The sequence below is a fragment of the Erwinia phyllosphaerae genome, from assembly GCF_019132875.1.
In the GTDB taxonomy this organism is placed as follows: domain Bacteria; phylum Pseudomonadota; class Gammaproteobacteria; order Enterobacterales; family Enterobacteriaceae; genus Erwinia; species Erwinia phyllosphaerae.
The window spans coordinates 15,366-32,160 of the sequence record NZ_JAHSPF010000020.1; the positions used below are offsets into that span (position 1 = coordinate 15,366).

A 16,795-nucleotide genomic window follows, 5' to 3' on the forward strand; every position below is an offset into this window, starting at 1 on the left:
ACTAGTTTATGGTCAGCGACCAGTGCACATAGCTTTGCCAGTGGCTTTCCTGCTCCAGCAGTTCTGCACGTAGCGGGTGCGCTTCCAGCCAACCAGCCGGTAAGGCCACCTGCAAACTATCGTCATCAGCATGCAGCCGAACCGCGGGCAGCGTATCATCGCGACGACGGCTGGCAAAAATGATGGCCAGCCGCAGCAGCCGACACATTCTTTCCGCCATGCGCGGCGGCACGGCATTTTGCTGGCTGAGCAGCGCCAGATCGATACCGTTGACCTGGTTTTGCAGCAGCGTCGCCAGCAGCTTTTTCTGCGCGGGCGTAAAGCCCGGCAAATCCAGATTACGTACCAGATAGGCGGCGTGCTGCGGAGCCTGTTTGAAGTCGACGCTCAGGCCGATTTCATGGATCAGGCAGGCGCTGTCGAGCAGCTCCCGGCAGCGATCGTCCAGCTTCCAGCTGTGGCTAACCTGACGAGCAAAACTTTCTGCCAGCATACGTACGCGCGAAGCCTGATCGGCGTCAATGGCAAAGCGGCGCTGGATATTGTGCAGCGTGCGGTTACGAATATCGCGATCGACCGGCAGCTTCAGCATGCCGTAAACCAGACCTTCGCGCAGCGCGCCACCGGCCAGCGTCATGCTGCTGATATTCAGCTCGGTAAAGATGGCAATCAAAATGGAAAGGCCGCTGGGGAAAACCAGCGCGCGCTCCAGCGTCAGGCCTTCGATTTCCAGCTCTTCCAGCTTGCCGCACTGGATAGCGCGCTGTTTCAGCTGTTGCAGCTTGCTCAGCGTGATGCGCTCGTCCATGCCTTGCGCCATCATGATTTCCTGCAGCGCCTGGACGGTGCCCGACGCGCCAACGCAGATTTCCCAGCCTTGCTCGCGCAGCTTTTTCGCTACCGGACGAATCATCTCGCTGGCGGCCTGCTCGGCCTCGTCAAAGTTGAGCTTGCCCAGGTGACGATCGCCAAAATAGCGTTCCAGCCAGGTCACGCAGCCCATGGGCAAGCTGAACAGCGCGCCAGGTTCTGCGCCGCTGCCCGTGACCAGCTCCGTACTGCCGCCGCCGATATCAACCACCAGACGCTTATCGGAACCGCCAGTGGTATGCGCCACGCCCTGGTAAATCAGGCAGGCTTCTTCTTCGCCGCTAATCACATTAATGGCGCAGCCTAAAATCTGCTGCGCCTGATGCAGAAAGGTTCCGGCGTTGGCGGCCAGGCGCAGCGTTGCCGTCGCAACGACACGGATCTGGTGCGCCGGGATATCCTGCAGCTGTTCAGAGAACAGTTTCAGGCACTGCCAGCCGCGCGCCATCGCCTCATCGGAAAGGCGGCTGTCGCTGTCCAGACCGGCAGCCAGGCGCACCTTGCGTTTGATGCGCGCAACGGTCTGGATGCTGCCAGCCACCTCGCGCACCACCAACATATGAAAGCTGTTAGATCCTAAATCTATTGCAGCATAAAGCGATGAAGCGCTAGGCATGGCGTTAACCTGAACGTTTGCGGTTATTGTTGCGCGGCGGACCGCTGCGACGATTGTTCGGACCGCTGCTGCGGCGCGGGCCGTTGCCAGGACGACTACGCGTTAAGCGTTTTGGCGGCGGCAGGTCGGTCATCAGCGCGTCGCTGTTATAGCGGCTTACGGTAATGCTGTGGCCGATATACTCTTCGATAGCAGGCAGGTTCAGCGCATACTCTTCACAAGCCAGGCTGATAGAGTGCCCGTTTGCGCCCGCGCGACCGGTACGGCCGATGCGGTGGACGTAGTCTTCACGATCGTCAGGCAAATCGTAGTTGAAAACGTGGGTCACCGCAGGGATATGCAGACCGCGAGCGGCTACGTCGGTAGCAACCAGTATATCTACATCGCCTTTGGTGAAGTCATCGAGAATACGCAGGCGTTTCTTTTGCGCCACGTCGCCGGTCAGCAGACCAACACGGTGACCATCAGCCGCCAGGTGGCCCCAGATGTCTTCACAACGGTGTTTGGTATTGGCGAAAATAATGGCGCGATCCGGCCACTCTTCTTCCAGAAGGGTTTGCAGAAGACGCATCTTCTCTTCGTTGGAAGGATAGAAAAGCTCTTCTTTAATGCGGTGTCCGGTTTTCTGCTCCGGCTCCACTTCCACATATTCGGCGTTGTTCATGTTTTCAAACGCCAGCTCGCGGACGCGGAAGGAAAGCGTTGCGGAGAACAGCATGTTAAGACGCTGGTTAGCGGCAGGCATGCGGCGGAACAGCCAGCGAATGTCTTTAATGAAGCCCAGATCGAACATCCGGTCGGCTTCGTCGAGGACGACAACCTGAATCGCGCCCAGGTTAACGTGATTCTGTTTTGCGTAGTCAATCAGCCGGCCGGTGGTGCCGATAATAATATCGACGCCGCTTTCCAGTACTTTCAGCTGCTTGTCATAGCCGTCACCGCCGTAGGCCAGCCCGAGCTTGAGGCCGGTCACCTGCGCCAGTGGTTCTGCATCTGCATGAATTTGCACGGCTAATTCGCGAGTCGGAGCCAGGATCAGCGCGCGTGGCTGGTTAACCTGACGCCCTTCCGGCGCGGGGTGAGAAAGAAGATGATGGAACGTTGACGTTAAAAACGCCATCGTTTTCCCGGTACCGGTTTGCGCCTGTCCCGCTACATCACGCCCGTTCAGCGTGAAAGGCAATGCCAGCGCCTGAATAGGCGTGCAGTTATGAAACCCTTTATTTTCAAGGGCTTCAATGACCTGTGGGTGCAGGGCGAAGTCGGAAAACTTCTGTTCGGTTAAGTGTGTTTTGCTCATAGTGTGGTAGAATATCAGCTTACTATTGCTTTACGAAAGCGTATCCGGTGAAATAAAGTCAACCTAAGTTGGCAGATTTTACGCCACGCAGCCAGGCATAATATTTTGGAGTAAGACATGAGCAGCGATAAAATTGTCCACCTGACCGATGACAGCTTTGAAACCGACGTACTGAAAGCAGAAGGCCTGACGCTGGTCGACTTCTGGGCAGAATGGTGCGGTCCGTGCAAAATGATTGCCCCGATCCTCGATGAAATCGCCGAAGAGTTCGACGGCAAGCTGACCATCGCAAAACTGAACATCGACGAAAACCCGGGCACGGCGCCAAAATATGGCATTCGCGGTATTCCTACTTTGCTGCTGTTTAAAGACGGCGAAGTGGCGGCAACGAAAGTGGGTGCCCTTTCTAAAGGCCAGCTCAAAGAGTTCCTGACCGCGAACCTGGGCTAATCGCCCTTTGTCCGGCAGCGGCGGCGCTGCCGGGCGCTATTCCATCCAGCCCGATTCTGCGCCTTGTCATACCAGCTGCATATTTTTAGCTCACCGCTAGACGTTTGCGAACAAGCGTGCTAACTTATTTTTACTGCACTACGCACTTACCTGTAGTTTGAATCTAAGATTTGCTCCTTGTTGAACACTGTATTCATCTGAGTTTTACAGATATTCAGCAATCTGACGGTTAGTATCCAGAATTTCCGGCACCTTGTCCTTACCGTCTCCTCGTATCGGATCCGCGTATTCCTGCACGCGATCGTCGAGAGTCCGACAAGAAAGCCATTAACAGGCATGGATTTTTCGCCATACCATTGACGACAAACATTTCGAGATTTACCCCGAGTTTAAGAACCCACCATTATGAATCTTACCGAATTAAAAAATACGCCGGTTTCTGACCTGATAACTCTCGGCGAAAATATGGGGCTGGAAAACCTGGCGCGCATGCGCAAACAGGACATTATCTTCGCCATCCTTAAACAACATGCGAAAAGCGGCGAAGATATTTTCGGCGACGGCGTACTGGAGATATTGCAGGATGGATTTGGTTTCCTCCGCTCCGGAGACAGTTCCTACCTTGCCGGCCCCGACGACATCTACGTATCTCCCAGCCAAATCCGCCGTTTTAACCTCCGCACTGGTGACACCATTTCCGGCAAGATCCGCCCGCCGAAAGAAGGTGAGCGCTATTTCGCCCTGCTGAAGGTTAACGAAGTTAACTATGACAAACCGGAAAACGCCCGTAGCAAAATCCTGTTTGAAAACTTAACGCCGCTGCACGCTAACTCGCGTCTGCGCATGGAGCGCGGCAACGGTTCTACCGAAGACTTAACCGCACGCGTACTGGATCTGGCTTCGCCGATCGGTCGCGGCCAGCGTGGCCTGATCGTCGCGCCGCCAAAAGCCGGTAAAACCATGCTGCTGCAGAACATCGCGCAGAGCATTGCCTACAACCATCCTGACTGCGTGCTGATGGTGCTGCTGATTGACGAACGTCCGGAAGAAGTTACCGAGATGCAGCGTCTGGTGAAAGGCGAAGTTATTGCCTCTACCTTTGATGAGCCAGCTTCCCGCCACGTGCAGGTTGCCGAAATGGTTATCGAAAAAGCCAAGCGCCTGGTTGAGCACAAGAAAGACGTGATCATCCTGCTGGACTCCATTACGCGTCTGGCCCGTGCCTATAACACCGTTGTACCGGCTTCCGGTAAAGTGCTGACGGGTGGTGTGGATGCTAACGCCCTGCATCGTCCAAAACGCTTCTTCGGTGCCGCGCGTAACGTAGAAGAGGGTGGCAGCCTGACCATTATCGCCACCGCGCTGGTTGATACCGGCTCGAAAATGGATGAGGTTATCTACGAAGAGTTTAAAGGTACAGGCAACATGGAACTGCACTTAGCGCGTAAAATCGCCGAGAAGCGCGTGTTCCCTGCTATCGATTACAACCGTTCCGGTACCCGTAAAGAAGAGCTGTTGACCAGTTCTGAAGAGCTACAGAAGATGTGGATCCTGCGTAAAATCATCCATCCAATGGGTGAAATCGACGCGATGGAATTCCTAATCAACAAGCTGGCGATGACCAAAACCAATGACGAATTCTTCGACATGATGAAGCGTTCGTAACAGCGAATGGTCTGTACAAAAAAGAGGGTTGAGCGATCAACCCTCTTTTTTTGTCTGAAAGGATGTCAGAAGCCGGAAAAATAAGAAAACTCGGGGAACGCCACGCTCAGACGTGGCGTTTTTCGTTTATGGGCTATACGATGTCGCGACTGGAGAATTAAATTAAAGGTGCATTCGGGTATAAAACCGGACGGTTATACTGAGTTTTATCCGATACACGATGGACATCAGAATCAAACAGCCACTTATGGCATAAAAGTTGCTATAAAGTTGGGATTCTTAGCAGAGAGCTGGTTAATGTGAATTTACTCAATATGAGTACTGAGCTTGCTTTAATATTTTTATTTTCGCTGGTATTCCTTTTTTTCGCGCGTAAGGCAGCAAAAAAAGTGGGTCTTGTGGACAAGCCCAACTATCGCAAGCGTCACCAGGGTGTTATCCCTCTGGTCGGCGGCATTTCTGTTTTTGCCGGCATTTGCTTCGGTTTTACTATCACTGATTACTATATTCCCCACAGCCTGCTTTACCTGAGCTGTGCTGGCGTACTGGTACTGGTTGGCGCACTTGATGACCGTTTTGATATCAGCGTCAAAATCCGCGCCTGCGTACAGGCGGGCATTGCGGTGGTCATGATGACGATGGCCAAGCTCTATCTGCTGAGCCTGGGGTTTATCTTCGGCCCATGGGAGCTGATTGTCGGCCCTTTCGGCTACGTGCTGACGCTGTTTGCGGTCTGGGCGGCGATTAACGCCTTTAATATGGTGGACGGTATCGACGGGCTGCTGGGCGGCCTTTCCTGCGTCACCTTTCTGGCGATGGGCATCATTCTGATTGTTGATGGTCAGCAGAGCCTGGCGATGTGGTGCTTTGCGATGATCGCCGCCATTATCCCTTATATCCTGCTCAACCTGGGCGTGTTTGGCCGTCGCTACAAGGTGTTTATGGGCGATGCGGGCAGCACGCTGATAGGCTTTACCATTATCTGGATCCTGCTGGAAGCGACGCAGGGACAGAGCCATCCCATCACGCCCGTGACCGCGCTGTGGCTTATCGCCATTCCGCTGATGGATATGGTGGCCATCATGTATCGTCGCCTGAGCAAAGGCATGAGCCCATTTTCTGCTGACCGCCAGCATATTCACCATCTGATTATGCGGGCCGGATTCACCTCCCGTCAGGCCTGCTTTCTGATTACGCTGGCGGCCGCGCTGCTGGCTGGTGTCGGCGTGCTGGGCGAATCGCTAAGCTTTGTCCCTGACTGGATGATGCTGCTGCTGTTCCTGCTGGCTTTTATGCTGTACGGCTACTGTATCAAGCGCGCATGGCGCGTGGCGCGGCTGTTAAAAAGAGCAAAAAGAAGGCTGCGCAAAGCACAATAGCTCGCTTTTACCCTGGACCTCTTTACCCTGATGACAAGGAATATCAAGTATGACGCATCCTGACGTTGCAGAGAACGAACTGGATATCCGCGGGCTTTGCTGCGCTTTATGGCGAGGAAAACGCTGGATTATCGGCGGCGCCATCTCTTTTGCGCTGCTGGCCTGGCTCTGTTCGCTGCTGATGACGCCAAAATGGAGCACGACGGCAGTAACCGATCGCCCCACGGTCAACATGTTGGGCCGTTACTATTCGCAGCAGCTTTTTCTGGATAACCTGGCTATCCGCAGCAGCAACGCGCCGGTTCAGCTGCCCGTTATTGCCGATGAAGCCTATCAGGAGTTTATTATGCAGCTCGCGTCTTACGATGCGCGCCGCGAATTCTGGCTGCAAAGCGACTATTACAAGCAGCGGCAACAAGGCAGCGCGCGTGATGACGCGGCGCTGCTGGATGAACTGATCGCTAATATCCAGTATCAGCCGGGCGACGTGGCCAAGAGCCTGAACGACAGCGTCAAACTTATTGCTGAAACCGCGCCGGAAGCGAATACGCTGCTGCGCCAGTACGTGGCTTTTGCCGGTCAACGCGCGGCAATGCATCTTAATGAAGAGCTGGCCGGTGCCTGGGCGGCACGTAGCCAACAGCTGCAGGCACAGGTGCTGAGACAGGAAGCCGTGGCCAAAGCGGTTTACGATCGCCAGATCAACAGCGTCCAGCAGGCGCTAAAGATTGCGCAGCAGCAGGGTTTTGAGCAGGCAAAAACCAGTACGCCTTCTGAACAACTGCCGGACTCCGAGCTGTTTCTGCTGGGACGTTCGCTGCTGCAGGCCAGGCTGGAGAATTTACAGGCCAGCGGGCCGGCATACGATCTGGACTATGATCAGAACAGGGCGATGCTCGGCACGTTGAAAGCAGGCCCGACGCTGAGCAATAACTTTCAGAGCTGGCGCTATCTGCGTACGCCGGAAGAGCCGGTTACACGAGACAGTCCTCGTCGCCTGTTTCTGATGATCATGTGGGGCGCTGTAGGCGCGCTGATTGGCGCAGGCACGGCACTGATACGTCGGCGTCCGCGCTGATTTGCCGTCATCAAACAGACGAAGGAAAGAAAGTAACAGTGAAAGTATTAACCGTGTTTGGCACGCGCCCGGAAGCGATAAAAATGGCGCCGCTGGTTCACGCTCTCGCGCAGGATAGTGAGATAGAAGCGCGCCTGTGCGTCACCGCGCAGCATCGTGAGATGCTGGACCAGGTGCTACAGCTGTTTGCTATCGTCCCGGATTACGATCTCAATATCATGCGTCCCGGCCAGGGGCTCACGGAGATCACCAGCCGTATTCTCGAAGGGCTGAAGGCCGTCTTTGCTGAATTCAAGCCGGATGTGGTACTGGTGCATGGCGATACCACCACCACCTTTGCCGCAAGCCTGGCCGCTTTTTACCACCGTATTCCTGTTGGCCACGTCGAGGCCGGACTGCGCACGGGCGATCTCTACTCTCCGTGGCCGGAAGAAGCTAACCGTACGCTGACCGGTCGCCTGGCAAGCTGGCACTTTACGCCCACGGAAACGGCCCGGCAGAATTTGCTGCGTGAAGGCCTGCCGGAATCGCGCCTTTTTGTCACCGGCAACACGGTGATTGATGCGCTGTTTTGGGTGCGCGATAGAGTATTAAGCGACGAGCAGTTAAGAAATACCCTGGCAACGCGCTATCCCTTCCTTGAAGAGGGGAAGAAGTTGATTCTGGTGACGGGCCACCGACGCGAGAGCTTCGGGGACGGGTTTGAACGCATCTGTAGCGCCCTGGCGGAAATCGCCCGGCGTCACCCTGAAGCGCAAATCGTCTATCCGGTGCACCTCAATCCCAACGTCAGCGAGCCGGTGAACCGTATTCTTAGCGATATCGACAACGTGGTGCTGATAGAGCCGCAGGAGTATCTGCCGTTTGTCTGGCTGATGGATCGCGCCTGGCTAATCCTGACGGATTCTGGCGGTATCCAGGAAGAGGCGCCATCGCTGGGCAAACCCGTGCTGGTCATGCGCGAAACGACAGAGCGTCCGGAAGCTGTGGATGCAGGCACTGTCAGGTTGGTGGGCACTGACATACAAAAAATTGTTCACGAGACCACGCGTCTGTTAACGGATGAAGAGGCCTGGCAATCCATGAGCCGCGCCCATAACCCTTATGGCGACGGCCTGGCCTGCGAACGTATTGTGCAGGCGCTTAAAAATAATCGGATTTCTTTATAATGTTCAATACCATTTCTGTTATCGGGCTGGGCTATATTGGCCTGCCTACCGCTGCGGCATTTGCCTCCCGACAAAAAACGGTGATCGGCGTGGATATCAACGCGCACGCGGTCGAAATCATTAACCGGGGCGAAATTCATATCGTCGAGCCGGATCTGGACAGCGTAGTCAAAACGGCGGTGGAACAGGGTCACCTGCGCGCCGTCACGCGGCCAGAACCAGCGGACGCCTTCCTGATTGCCGTGCCTACGCCGTTTAAAGACGACCACCAGCCTGATTTGAGCTGGGTAAAAGCGGCTGCGGAATCTATCGCGCCCGTGCTGAAAAAAGGCGACCTGGTCATTCTGGAATCGACCTCCCCGGTAGGCGCGACGGAGCAAATGGCCGAATGGCTGGCGATGGCGCGCAGCGACCTGACGTTTCCACAGCACGAGGGCAGCAAAGCGGATATCCATATCGCCTATTGTCCGGAGCGCGTACTGCCGGGCAAAGTCATGGTTGAGCTGTTTAAAAACGATCGGGTGATTGGTGGCATGACGCCGCTTTGTTCGCAAAAAGCCTGCGATCTTTACAACATCTTCCTGGAAGGCGAGTGTGTGGTTACTAACTCGCGCACCGCCGAGATGTGTAAGCTGACCGAAAACAGCTTCCGTGATGTCAATATCGCTTTCGCCAACGAGCTGTCGCTGATTTGCGCCGATCAGGGGATTAGCGTCTGGGAGCTGATTGCACTGGCTAACCGCCATCCGCGCGTCAACATCCTTCAGCCGGGCCCGGGCGTCGGCGGCCACTGTATTGCGGTCGATCCCTGGTTTATCGTGGCGCAAAACCCGGTGCAGGCCCGCCTGATCCGCACCGCGCGTGAGGTGAACGACAGTAAGCCGCACTGGGTGCTGGAGCAGGTGAAGAAAAAGCTGGCCGAATGTCTGGTTGCCAGCGACAAACGCGCCAGCGAACTGAAAATTGCCTGCTTTGGCCTGGCCTTCAAGCCCGATATCGACGACTTAAGAGAAAGTCCGGCGATGCACGTGGCCAGCATGATTGCGGACTGGCATCAGGGCACCACGCAGCTGGTGGAACCCAACATTCAGCAATTGCCGCACGGCATGCCGGAAAGAAGCGTGCTGGTCACCCAGCAAGAGGCGCTACAGCAGGCGGACGTGCTGGTGATGCTGGTAGATCATCGCCAGTTCAAAACTATCGACGCGGCCAGCCTGAAATCGCGCTGGCTGGTGGATACTAAAGGCATCTGGCGGTGAGCATGATCCAGCCTCTGCAAGGAAGCGTCACGCCGCTGGCGTGGGAAAACGCTTTTTTTAATCTCAACAGCGGCCTGCTGAATCTTGATTTGCACGAAGCGCCGATTGATGAAGCTTCGTTGCAGGGATACGATCTGATTCAGGCGAAAGTGCTGTCACAGCAGACGGCAGAGCTGGATGCACTGAGCGCGCTGGGGTTTCGCTTTGTTGAAGGCGAAGCGGATTTTGTGCTGGGTATCGGCGCGGGCGGCAGGCCGGAAGGCATTCGTATCGCCCGTAAAGAGCATATTCCCGCACTGCGTGAGGCGGCCAGCAGCGCTTTTGCCTTCAGCCGTTTTCGCGCGCCCTGGTATCAGCCTGAAGACAGTGGACGCTTTTATGCGCAGTGGATTGAAAACGCCGTGCTCGGCACCTTTGACCACCAGTGCCTGATTGCCGTCAATGACCAGGGCGATCTTCAGGGCTTTATCTCGCTGCGTGAACTGGCCGACGGCAGTGGCCGAATCGGCCTGCTGGCGACGCTGCCGGAAGCGCAGGGGCTGGGCGTTGGTCAGAGAATGATCGAGGCGGCAATCGACTGGTGCCGGGCGCGACGCCTGACGCGTCTGCACGTTGCCACACAGCTTGGCAATCTGCCAGCGCTCCGACTTTATCATCGCTGCGGCGGCGTGATTGAACGCACCGCCTGGTGGCTCTACAGGTAATTTTATGATCCCGTTTAACGCCCCACCGGTAGTGGGAACCGAGCTTGAATATATGCAGTCGGCGATGGGCAGCGGCAAGCTGTGCGGCGACGGCGGCTTTACCCGACGCTGCCAGCAGTGGATGGAAAACCGTTTCGGCAGCCGTAAAGTGTTGTTGACGCCATCCTGTACCGCTTCGCTGGAGATGGCCGCTATCCTGATAGCTATCCAGCCCGGTGACGAAGTGATTATGCCCAGCTACACCTTCGTTTCTACCGCCAATGCTTTTGTGCTGCGCGGCGCGACCATCGTGTTTGTCGATATTCGTCCCGATACGCTCAACATAGATGAAACGCTGATTGAAGCGGCCATCACCGAGAAAACCAAGGCCATCGTGCCGGTTCACTACGCGGGCGTCGCTTGCGAAATGGACACGATAATGGCGCTGGCGGAAAAGCACGGGCTGTACGTCGTTGAAGATGCGGCGCAGGGCGTAATGTCGACCTATAAAGGCAAAGCGCTGGGCACTATCGGCCATATTGGCTGCTTCAGCTTTCACGAAACCAAAAACTACACGGCGGGCGGCGAAGGCGGCGCAACCTTAATTAACGATCCGGCGCTGGTTGAACGCGCGGAAATCATTCGCGAAAAAGGCACCAACCGCAGCCAGTTTTTCCGGGGCCAGGTGGATAAATATACCTGGCGGGATATCGGCTCCAGCTATCTGATGGCGGATTTGCAGGCCGCTTATCTCTGGGCGCAGCTGGAGGCGGCAACGCGTATTAACGACCAGCGCCTGCGCCTGTGGCAAAACTATTACGATGCGCTCAAGCCCGTTGCCGACAGCGGCCGTATTGAATTGCCAATTATCCCTCAAGATTGCCAGCACAACGCGCATATGTTCTACATCAAGCTTGCCGACAACGACGACCGCAGCGCATTGATTAACTGGCTAAAAGAAGCGGAAATTTTAGCCGTATTCCACTATATCCCGCTGCACTCGTCACCGGCCGGACAGCGCTTTGGCCGTTTCCACGGTACGGATAACTACACGCAGGCGGAAAGCGAGCGCCTGCTGCGGCTGCCGCTGTTTTATAACCTTTCTGCTAATAATCAGAAAACGGTTATTAATTCGCTGCTGAGCTACTTCTGATATGTCACTGGCTAAGGCTTCGGTGTGGACGGCTTCGTCCACGCTGGTAAAAATCGCTGCCGGTTTGCTGGTGGTAAAAATGCTGGCGGTGGCGTTTGGCCCTGGCGGCGTCGGCCAGGCGGGCAACTTCCGCCAGCTGATTACCGTGCTTGGCGTGCTGGCTGGCGCAGGAATTTTCAACGGCGTAACCAAATACGTGGCGGAATATCAGCAGCAGCCGACGCAGCTGCGTGCCGTCGTCGGTACCGCTTCGGCGATGGTGCTGGGGTTTTCTACGCTGCTGGCGGTCGTTTTCCTGCTGTTTGCTGAACCGATTAGCGTTGGGCTGTTTGGACACGGCGATTACCAGAACGTGGTGCGGCTGGTCGCCTTTTTGCAGGTCGGTATCGCTTGGGCAAACCTGGCGCTGGCGGTGATAAAAGGGTTTCGCGATGCGCAGGGCAACGCGCTGGCGCTGATTTTTGGCAGCCTGACTGGCGTAGCGGCGTGGTTTATCTGCTACTGGCTTGGCGGCTACAGCGGCGCGCTGGTTGGTATGGCGATGGTTCCGGCGCTGGTGGTAGTGCCCGCAGCCGTGCTGCTGGCGAAGCGTGACCATCTGCCGCTGCGTTTTCTGCGACCGCAGTGGCACGGTGAGATTGCGCGTAACCTTAGCAAATTCACCTTGATGGCGGTAATTACCTCCGTAACGCTGCCGGTCGCATGGGTAATGATGCGTAATCAGTTAGCGGCTCATACCAGCTGGGATCAGGTAGGGTTGTGGCAGGGCGTCACCAGCATTTCCGATGCTTATCTGCAATTTATTACCGCGTCGTTCAGCGTTTACCTGCTGCCGACGCTCTCAAGATTAACGGATAAAAAAGCGATTTCGCGCGAAATTCTCCGCTCGCTGAGCTTTGTGTTGCCAGCGGTGATGGCCGTGAGCCTGACCGTGTGGCTGCTGCGCGACGTCGCTATCTGGCTACTGTTCTCCAGCAAGTTTACCGGCATGCGCGATCTGTTTGTCTGGCAGCTAACCGGCGACGTTTTCAAAGTCGGCTCGTATGTCTTTGGCTATCTGGTGATCGCCAAAGCGTCGCTGCGGTTTTACGTGCTGACCGAAATCAGCCAGTTCCTGCTGCTCACGCTGTTTGCCGGATGGTTAATCCCGTTGCATGGCGCGGCGGGCGCAGCCCAGGCCTATATGGCCACCTACATCGTCTATTTTGCGCTTTGCGCCGGCGTATTCTTTCTTTATCAAAGACAAGTATGACAACATTGATTCACGTTCTTGGCTCGCCTGTTGAGCACCACAACCAGACCGTACTGCGATTTTTTAACGACGTTATGCCACAGGCCGTTCCCGCAGGCGAAAAGCGCCAGTTTTGGGTCGTTGGCACTCCATCGGTGGCCACGTTTGCCGCGCTAAATGTTCGCTGGTTCGCCAGTAAAAAAAGCATTGCCCGGGCGGTCATCGAGCGCGCGCAGGCCGATCGCAAGACGCGCTTTTTCTTCCACGGCCAGTTTAATCCAACGCTGTGGCTGGCCTTGTTGCTAAGAAAAATTCGCCCTTCGCAGGCCTGGTGGCATATCTGGGGCGCCGATCTTTATGAGCAGGCTGGCGGTATCAAATTCCGTCTGTTCTATATGCTGCGTCGGCTGGCGCAAAAGCGTATCGGACATGTTTTCGCCACGCGTGGCGATATCACCTTTTTTCATCAGCGCCATCCTGCCGTGCCCGCTTCGCTACTCTATTTTCCTACCCGCATGGCGCAGCCAGAACTACCGGAAACGGCTAAGAACGAGCAGCTAACGATCCTGGTGGGTAACTCTGGCGATGCCAGCAACCGTCACCTTCAGGCCCTGCAGGAAATTCACCAGCAGTTTGGCGACAAGGTAAACGTGGTGGTGCCGCTGGGCTATCCGGAAAACAACGAGGCGTATATTCAGCGCGTGCGGGAAGCGGGCGAGGCCCTGTTTGCCGCTAGTCTGACTATCCTCAGTGAGAAACTCGACTTTGCTGCGTACCTACAGCTGATTGCGCGCTGCGACCTGGGCTATTTTATTTTTGAGCGCCAGCAGGGCATAGGGACGCTGTGCCTGCTGATTCAGGCCAATATTCCCTTTGTGGTCAATCGCAAAAACCCTTTCTGGCAGGATTTGACCGAACAGCAGGTGCCCGTCCTGTTTAGCGGCGACCCGCTGACGCCCGAGCTGATTGCGGAAACAAAGCGGCAAATGGCTGGTCTGAATAAATCGGCTATCGCCTTTTTTGAACCGGCCTATGTGGCGGGCTGGCAGCAGGCGCTGGCGCTGGCAGAAGGAGAAACGGCATGATGCTTTCACAATTTGCAGGCCTGCTGACGGTGTGGCTGCTGTCGCTGGCGCTGATCCTGACGCTGACCTGGCGGGAGTTTCGCCGCGTCCGCTTTAATTTTAACGTCTTCTTCTCTTTGCTTTTTCTGCTGACCTTTTACTTTGGTTTCCCACTGACCAGCCTGCTGGTGTTTGATTTTAACGTGGAGGTCGTCCCGGCAGAATACCTGTTGCAGGCAATGCTCTCCGCCACCGGGTTCTATGCCATTTATTACGTCAGCTATAAAACCCGGCTGCGGCAGGCAACGGATAAGCCCGCGCGACAGGCCTTTACCATCAACCGCGTTGAAGCCCATCTTACGTGGGGCATTCTGGCGCTGATTGCGCTGGGTACGGTGCTGGTTTTCTTTCTGCACAACGGCTTCCTGCTTTTTAAACTACACAGCTATAGCCAGATTTTCTCGGCGGAAGTTTCCGGCGTGGCGCTAAAGCGCTTCTTCTACTTCTTTATTCCGGCGATGCTGGTGGTCTATTTCCTGCGTCCGGGCCTGAAAAGCTGGCTGCTGTTTCTGGTGAGCACCGTGGCTTTTGGACTGCTGACCTACGCTATTGTCGGCGGCACGCGAGCGAACATCATTATTGCTTTCGCACTGTTTCTGTTTATCGGCATTATTCGCGGCTGGATAACGCTGTGGATGCTGGCGATGGCTGGCGTGGCTGGCGTGGTCGGCATGTTCTGGCTGGCGCTACGACGTTATAATCTCGACGTCAGCGGCAGCGAGGCGTTCTACACCTTCCTTTACCTGACGCGAGACACTTTCTCGCCGTGGGAAAATCTGGGGCTACTGCTGCAAAACTACGACAAGATCGAGTTTCAGGGCCTGGCACCGATAGTCAGAGATTTCTACGTCTTTATCCCGGGCTGGCTGTGGCCGGACCGGCCGTCGCTGGTGTTAAACAGCGCTAACTACTTTACGTGGGAAGTGTTAAATAACCATTCGGGCCTGGCGATTTCGCCAACGCTGCTGGGTTCGCTGGTGGTGATGGGCGGCGTCTGGTTTATTGCTCCGGGTGCGGTAGTGGTCGGGATGATTATTAAATGGTTCGACTGGCTGTATAACAAAGGCCGTCAGGAGAGCAATCGCTACAAGGCGGCGATCCTGCAAAGCTTCTGTTTTGGCGCGGTGTTCAACATGATTGTGCTGGCCAGGGAAGGGCTGGACGCCTTTGTCTCTCGCGTGGTGTTCTTCTGCCTGATTTTTGCAGCGGCGGTAGTGGTCGCTAAATTGCTTTACTGGCTGCTCGACAGCGCAGGCGTGATCCGCGCACGCGCACGCGTAGCGGTTCAGAACTGAATTTTGCCATAAGGACTCGACCATGAACTCTGCCTTTACGGCTCCGCAGTACCCGATCCGCGGCATTACGCTGTTGGGCTTTCGCAATATGGCGGAATTTATCGATTTTCTCTGGCAGGGAAACCAGTTGAAAAGCGGCACGCTGGTGGCGATCAACGCTGAGAAAGTGCTGACGGCGGAGAGAGAGCCGGACATTCATCGGCTGATTGATGCAGCAGAGTACAAATATGCCGACGGTATCAGCATTGTGCGCTCTATCCGCAAAAAGTATCCGCACGCCGTAGTATCGCGCATCGCCGGGGCAGACCTGTGGGAAGGGCTGATGGAACGTGCCGGGCGGGAAGGGACGCCGGTTTTCCTGGTAGGCGGCAAGCCGCATATTCTGGCGCAGACCGAAGAAAAGCTGAAGCGGCAGTGGAACGTCAATCTGGTCGGTTCGCAGGATGGTTATTTCACGCCAGCCGAACGCGAAGCTTTGTTTGCCCGCATCGCCGCCAGCGGCGCGAAGATTGTCACCGTAGCGATGGGGTCGCCGCGTCAGGAAGTCCTGATGCGCGACTGCAAGGCGCTTTATCCTGACGCGCTTTATATGGGCGTAGGCGGCACCTATGACGTCTTTACGGGAAACGTAAAGCGTGCGCCAAAGATATGGCAGAAAATGGGCCTTGAATGGCTTTATCGGCTGATCATGCAGCCTTCAAGGTTAAGAAGACAGCTCGGGCTGCTGAAATATCTGCGCTATCATTTACGTGGCGATCTTTAATCAACCTTTTTTAAACGGGCGTAAAGGTCAAAAAGTAACGGATTAGCGGGTCAAAACAGGCTAAAACGCCTGTAGTTTAGACAGAACGCACAAAGCGTAAGCAAACAGGATTTTTTATGAAAAAAGCACTGGACAGGATCGGCTCGAATCCGTAGTATGCCCATCCGCAACGGCGCTACGCGCCCGTAGCTCAGCTGGATAGAGCGCTGCCCTCCGGAGGCAGAGGTCTCAGGTTCGAATCCTGTCGGGCGCGCCATTAAGTTTGTGCGCGAGAGCTGCGGTGGTAGTATTACCGCGTTAAGAAGTAAGCAGTAAAGAAGTCGAGTAACAGGTGTGGTGGCTATAGCTCAGTTGGTAGAGCCCTGGATTGTGATTCCAGTTGTCGTGGGTTCGAGTCCCATTAGCCACCCCAGATTTTGTATGCGAAGGTGGCGGAATTGGTAGACGCGCTAGCTTCAGGTGTTAGTGTTCTTACGGACGTGAGGGTTCAAGTCCCTCTCTTCGCACCACAAAATCTTTAGCAGTACGCAGTTTTCGGCGAGTAGCGCAGCTTGGTAGCGCAACTGGTTTGGGACCAGTGGGTCGGAGGTTCGAATCCTCTCTCGCCGACCATATTTAGAAACCTTGCTAAGGCAGGGTTTTCGCTTAAAAGACGAATTTTTTAAGCCGCAGTGCCAGCAGTATTCGGCGAGTAGCGCAGCTTGGTAGCGCAACTGGTTTGGGACCAGTGGGTCGGAGGTTCGAATCCTCTCTCGCCGAC

Annotated in this window: 14 protein-coding genes and 5 tRNA genes; 17 read left to right on the forward strand and 2 right to left on the reverse strand. The window is 55.6% G+C overall.

Annotated elements, in window-relative coordinates:
• Nucleotide 1: 1 nt before the first annotated feature.
• Together gppA and rhlB are read right to left on the reverse strand one after the other, a co-directional pair.
• Entirely contained in the window at nt 2-1,486 is a 1,485-nt protein-coding gene (gppA, locus tag KUE00_RS21365; RefSeq protein ID WP_246762470.1) for a guanosine-5'-triphosphate,3'-diphosphate diphosphatase, read from the reverse strand.
• Nucleotides 1,487-1,490: 4 nt separating this feature from the next.
• Nucleotides 1,491-2,786 (reverse strand): ATP-dependent RNA helicase RhlB, encoded by a 1,296-nt coding sequence (rhlB, locus tag KUE00_RS21370; protein ID WP_246762472.1) that lies wholly within the window; start codon nt 2,784-2,786, stop codon nt 1,491-1,493.
• 117 nt (nt 2,787-2,903) lie between these two features.
• Between rhlB and trxA the strand changes: the two genes are divergently transcribed.
• The 17 genes from trxA to KUE00_RS21455 all read left to right on the forward strand — a co-directional run bounded on the left by trxA (nt 2,904) and on the right by KUE00_RS21455 (nt 16,794).
• A complete protein-coding gene (gene trxA / locus KUE00_RS21375) occupies nt 2,904-3,236 on the forward strand; it encodes a thioredoxin TrxA (RefSeq protein ID WP_246762478.1) in 333 nt (110 codons plus the stop codon).
• Between the two features lie 405 nt (nt 3,237-3,641).
• Complete coding sequence (gene rho, locus KUE00_RS21380) at nt 3,642-4,901, forward strand: transcription termination factor Rho (RefSeq protein WP_246762481.1); 1,260 nt, start codon at nt 3,642-3,644, stop codon at nt 4,899-4,901.
• 299 nt (nt 4,902-5,200) lie between these two features.
• Entirely contained in the window at nt 5,201-6,280 is a 1,080-nt protein-coding gene (gene wecA, locus KUE00_RS21385; RefSeq protein WP_246762487.1) for a UDP-N-acetylglucosamine--undecaprenyl-phosphate N-acetylglucosaminephosphotransferase, read from the forward strand.
• A 49-nt stretch (nt 6,281-6,329) separates the two neighbouring features.
• The gene (gene wzzE, locus KUE00_RS21390; RefSeq protein ID WP_246762494.1) at nt 6,330-7,358 is read left to right on the forward strand and encodes an ECA polysaccharide chain length modulation protein; all 1,029 of its coding nucleotides are present in this window, start codon (nt 6,330-6,332) and stop codon (nt 7,356-7,358) included.
• Between the two features lie 38 nt (nt 7,359-7,396).
• Nucleotides 7,397-8,527 (forward strand): non-hydrolyzing UDP-N-acetylglucosamine 2-epimerase, encoded by a 1,131-nt coding sequence (gene wecB / locus KUE00_RS21395; RefSeq protein ID WP_246762496.1) that lies wholly within the window; start codon nt 7,397-7,399, stop codon nt 8,525-8,527.
• Nucleotides 8,524-9,786 carry a UDP-N-acetyl-D-mannosamine dehydrogenase gene (gene wecC, locus KUE00_RS21400; RefSeq protein ID WP_246762531.1) on the forward strand — a complete coding sequence of 421 codons (1,263 nt, stop codon included), beginning with the start codon at nt 8,524-8,526 and terminating at the stop codon, nt 9,784-9,786. Before wecB ends, wecC begins: the two co-directional genes overlap by 4 nt.
• 2 nt (nt 9,787-9,788) lie before the next feature.
• Nucleotides 9,789-10,490, forward strand: a complete 702-nt coding sequence (gene rffC / locus KUE00_RS21405) for a dTDP-4-amino-4,6-dideoxy-D-galactose acyltransferase (RefSeq protein ID WP_246762508.1) — start codon at nt 9,789-9,791, stop codon at nt 10,488-10,490.
• A 4-nt stretch (nt 10,491-10,494) separates the two neighbouring features.
• Nucleotides 10,495-11,622 (forward strand): dTDP-4-amino-4,6-dideoxygalactose transaminase, encoded by a 1,128-nt coding sequence (gene rffA, locus KUE00_RS21410; RefSeq protein WP_246762513.1) that lies wholly within the window; start codon nt 10,495-10,497, stop codon nt 11,620-11,622.
• A 1-nt stretch (nt 11,623) separates the two neighbouring features.
• Entirely contained in the window at nt 11,624-12,874 is a 1,251-nt protein-coding gene (gene wzxE / locus KUE00_RS21415) for a lipid III flippase WzxE (RefSeq protein ID WP_246762514.1), read from the forward strand.
• Nucleotides 12,871-13,938, forward strand: a complete 1,068-nt coding sequence (wecF, locus tag KUE00_RS21420) for a TDP-N-acetylfucosamine:lipid II N-acetylfucosaminyltransferase (RefSeq protein WP_246762516.1) — start codon at nt 12,871-12,873, stop codon at nt 13,936-13,938. The genes wzxE and wecF overlap by 4 nt, the downstream gene beginning before the upstream one ends.
• A complete protein-coding gene (gene wzyE, locus KUE00_RS21425; RefSeq protein ID WP_246762522.1) occupies nt 13,935-15,272 on the forward strand; it encodes an ECA oligosaccharide polymerase in 1,338 nt (445 codons plus the stop codon). The genes wecF and wzyE overlap by 4 nt, the downstream gene beginning before the upstream one ends.
• A 22-nt stretch (nt 15,273-15,294) precedes the next feature.
• Nucleotides 15,295-16,035: a lipopolysaccharide N-acetylmannosaminouronosyltransferase gene (gene wecG / locus KUE00_RS21430; RefSeq protein WP_246762524.1), complete on the forward strand. Its 741-nt coding sequence runs from the start codon at nt 15,295-15,297 to the stop codon at nt 16,033-16,035.
• A 179-nt stretch (nt 16,036-16,214) separates the two neighbouring features.
• A tRNA-Arg gene (locus tag KUE00_RS21435) sits at nt 16,215-16,291 on the forward strand.
• An 80-nt stretch (nt 16,292-16,371) separates the two neighbouring features.
• Nucleotides 16,372-16,447, forward strand: a tRNA-His gene (locus tag KUE00_RS21440).
• A gap of 10 nt (nt 16,448-16,457) precedes the next feature.
• A tRNA-Leu gene (locus KUE00_RS21445) sits at nt 16,458-16,544 on the forward strand.
• Nucleotides 16,545-16,570: 26 nt separating this feature from the next.
• Nucleotides 16,571-16,647 (forward strand) — tRNA-Pro (locus KUE00_RS21450).
• A 73-nt stretch (nt 16,648-16,720) separates the two neighbouring features.
• Nucleotides 16,721-16,794, forward strand: a tRNA-Pro gene (locus KUE00_RS21455).
• The last annotated feature ends 1 nt before the right edge of the window (nt 16,795 follow it).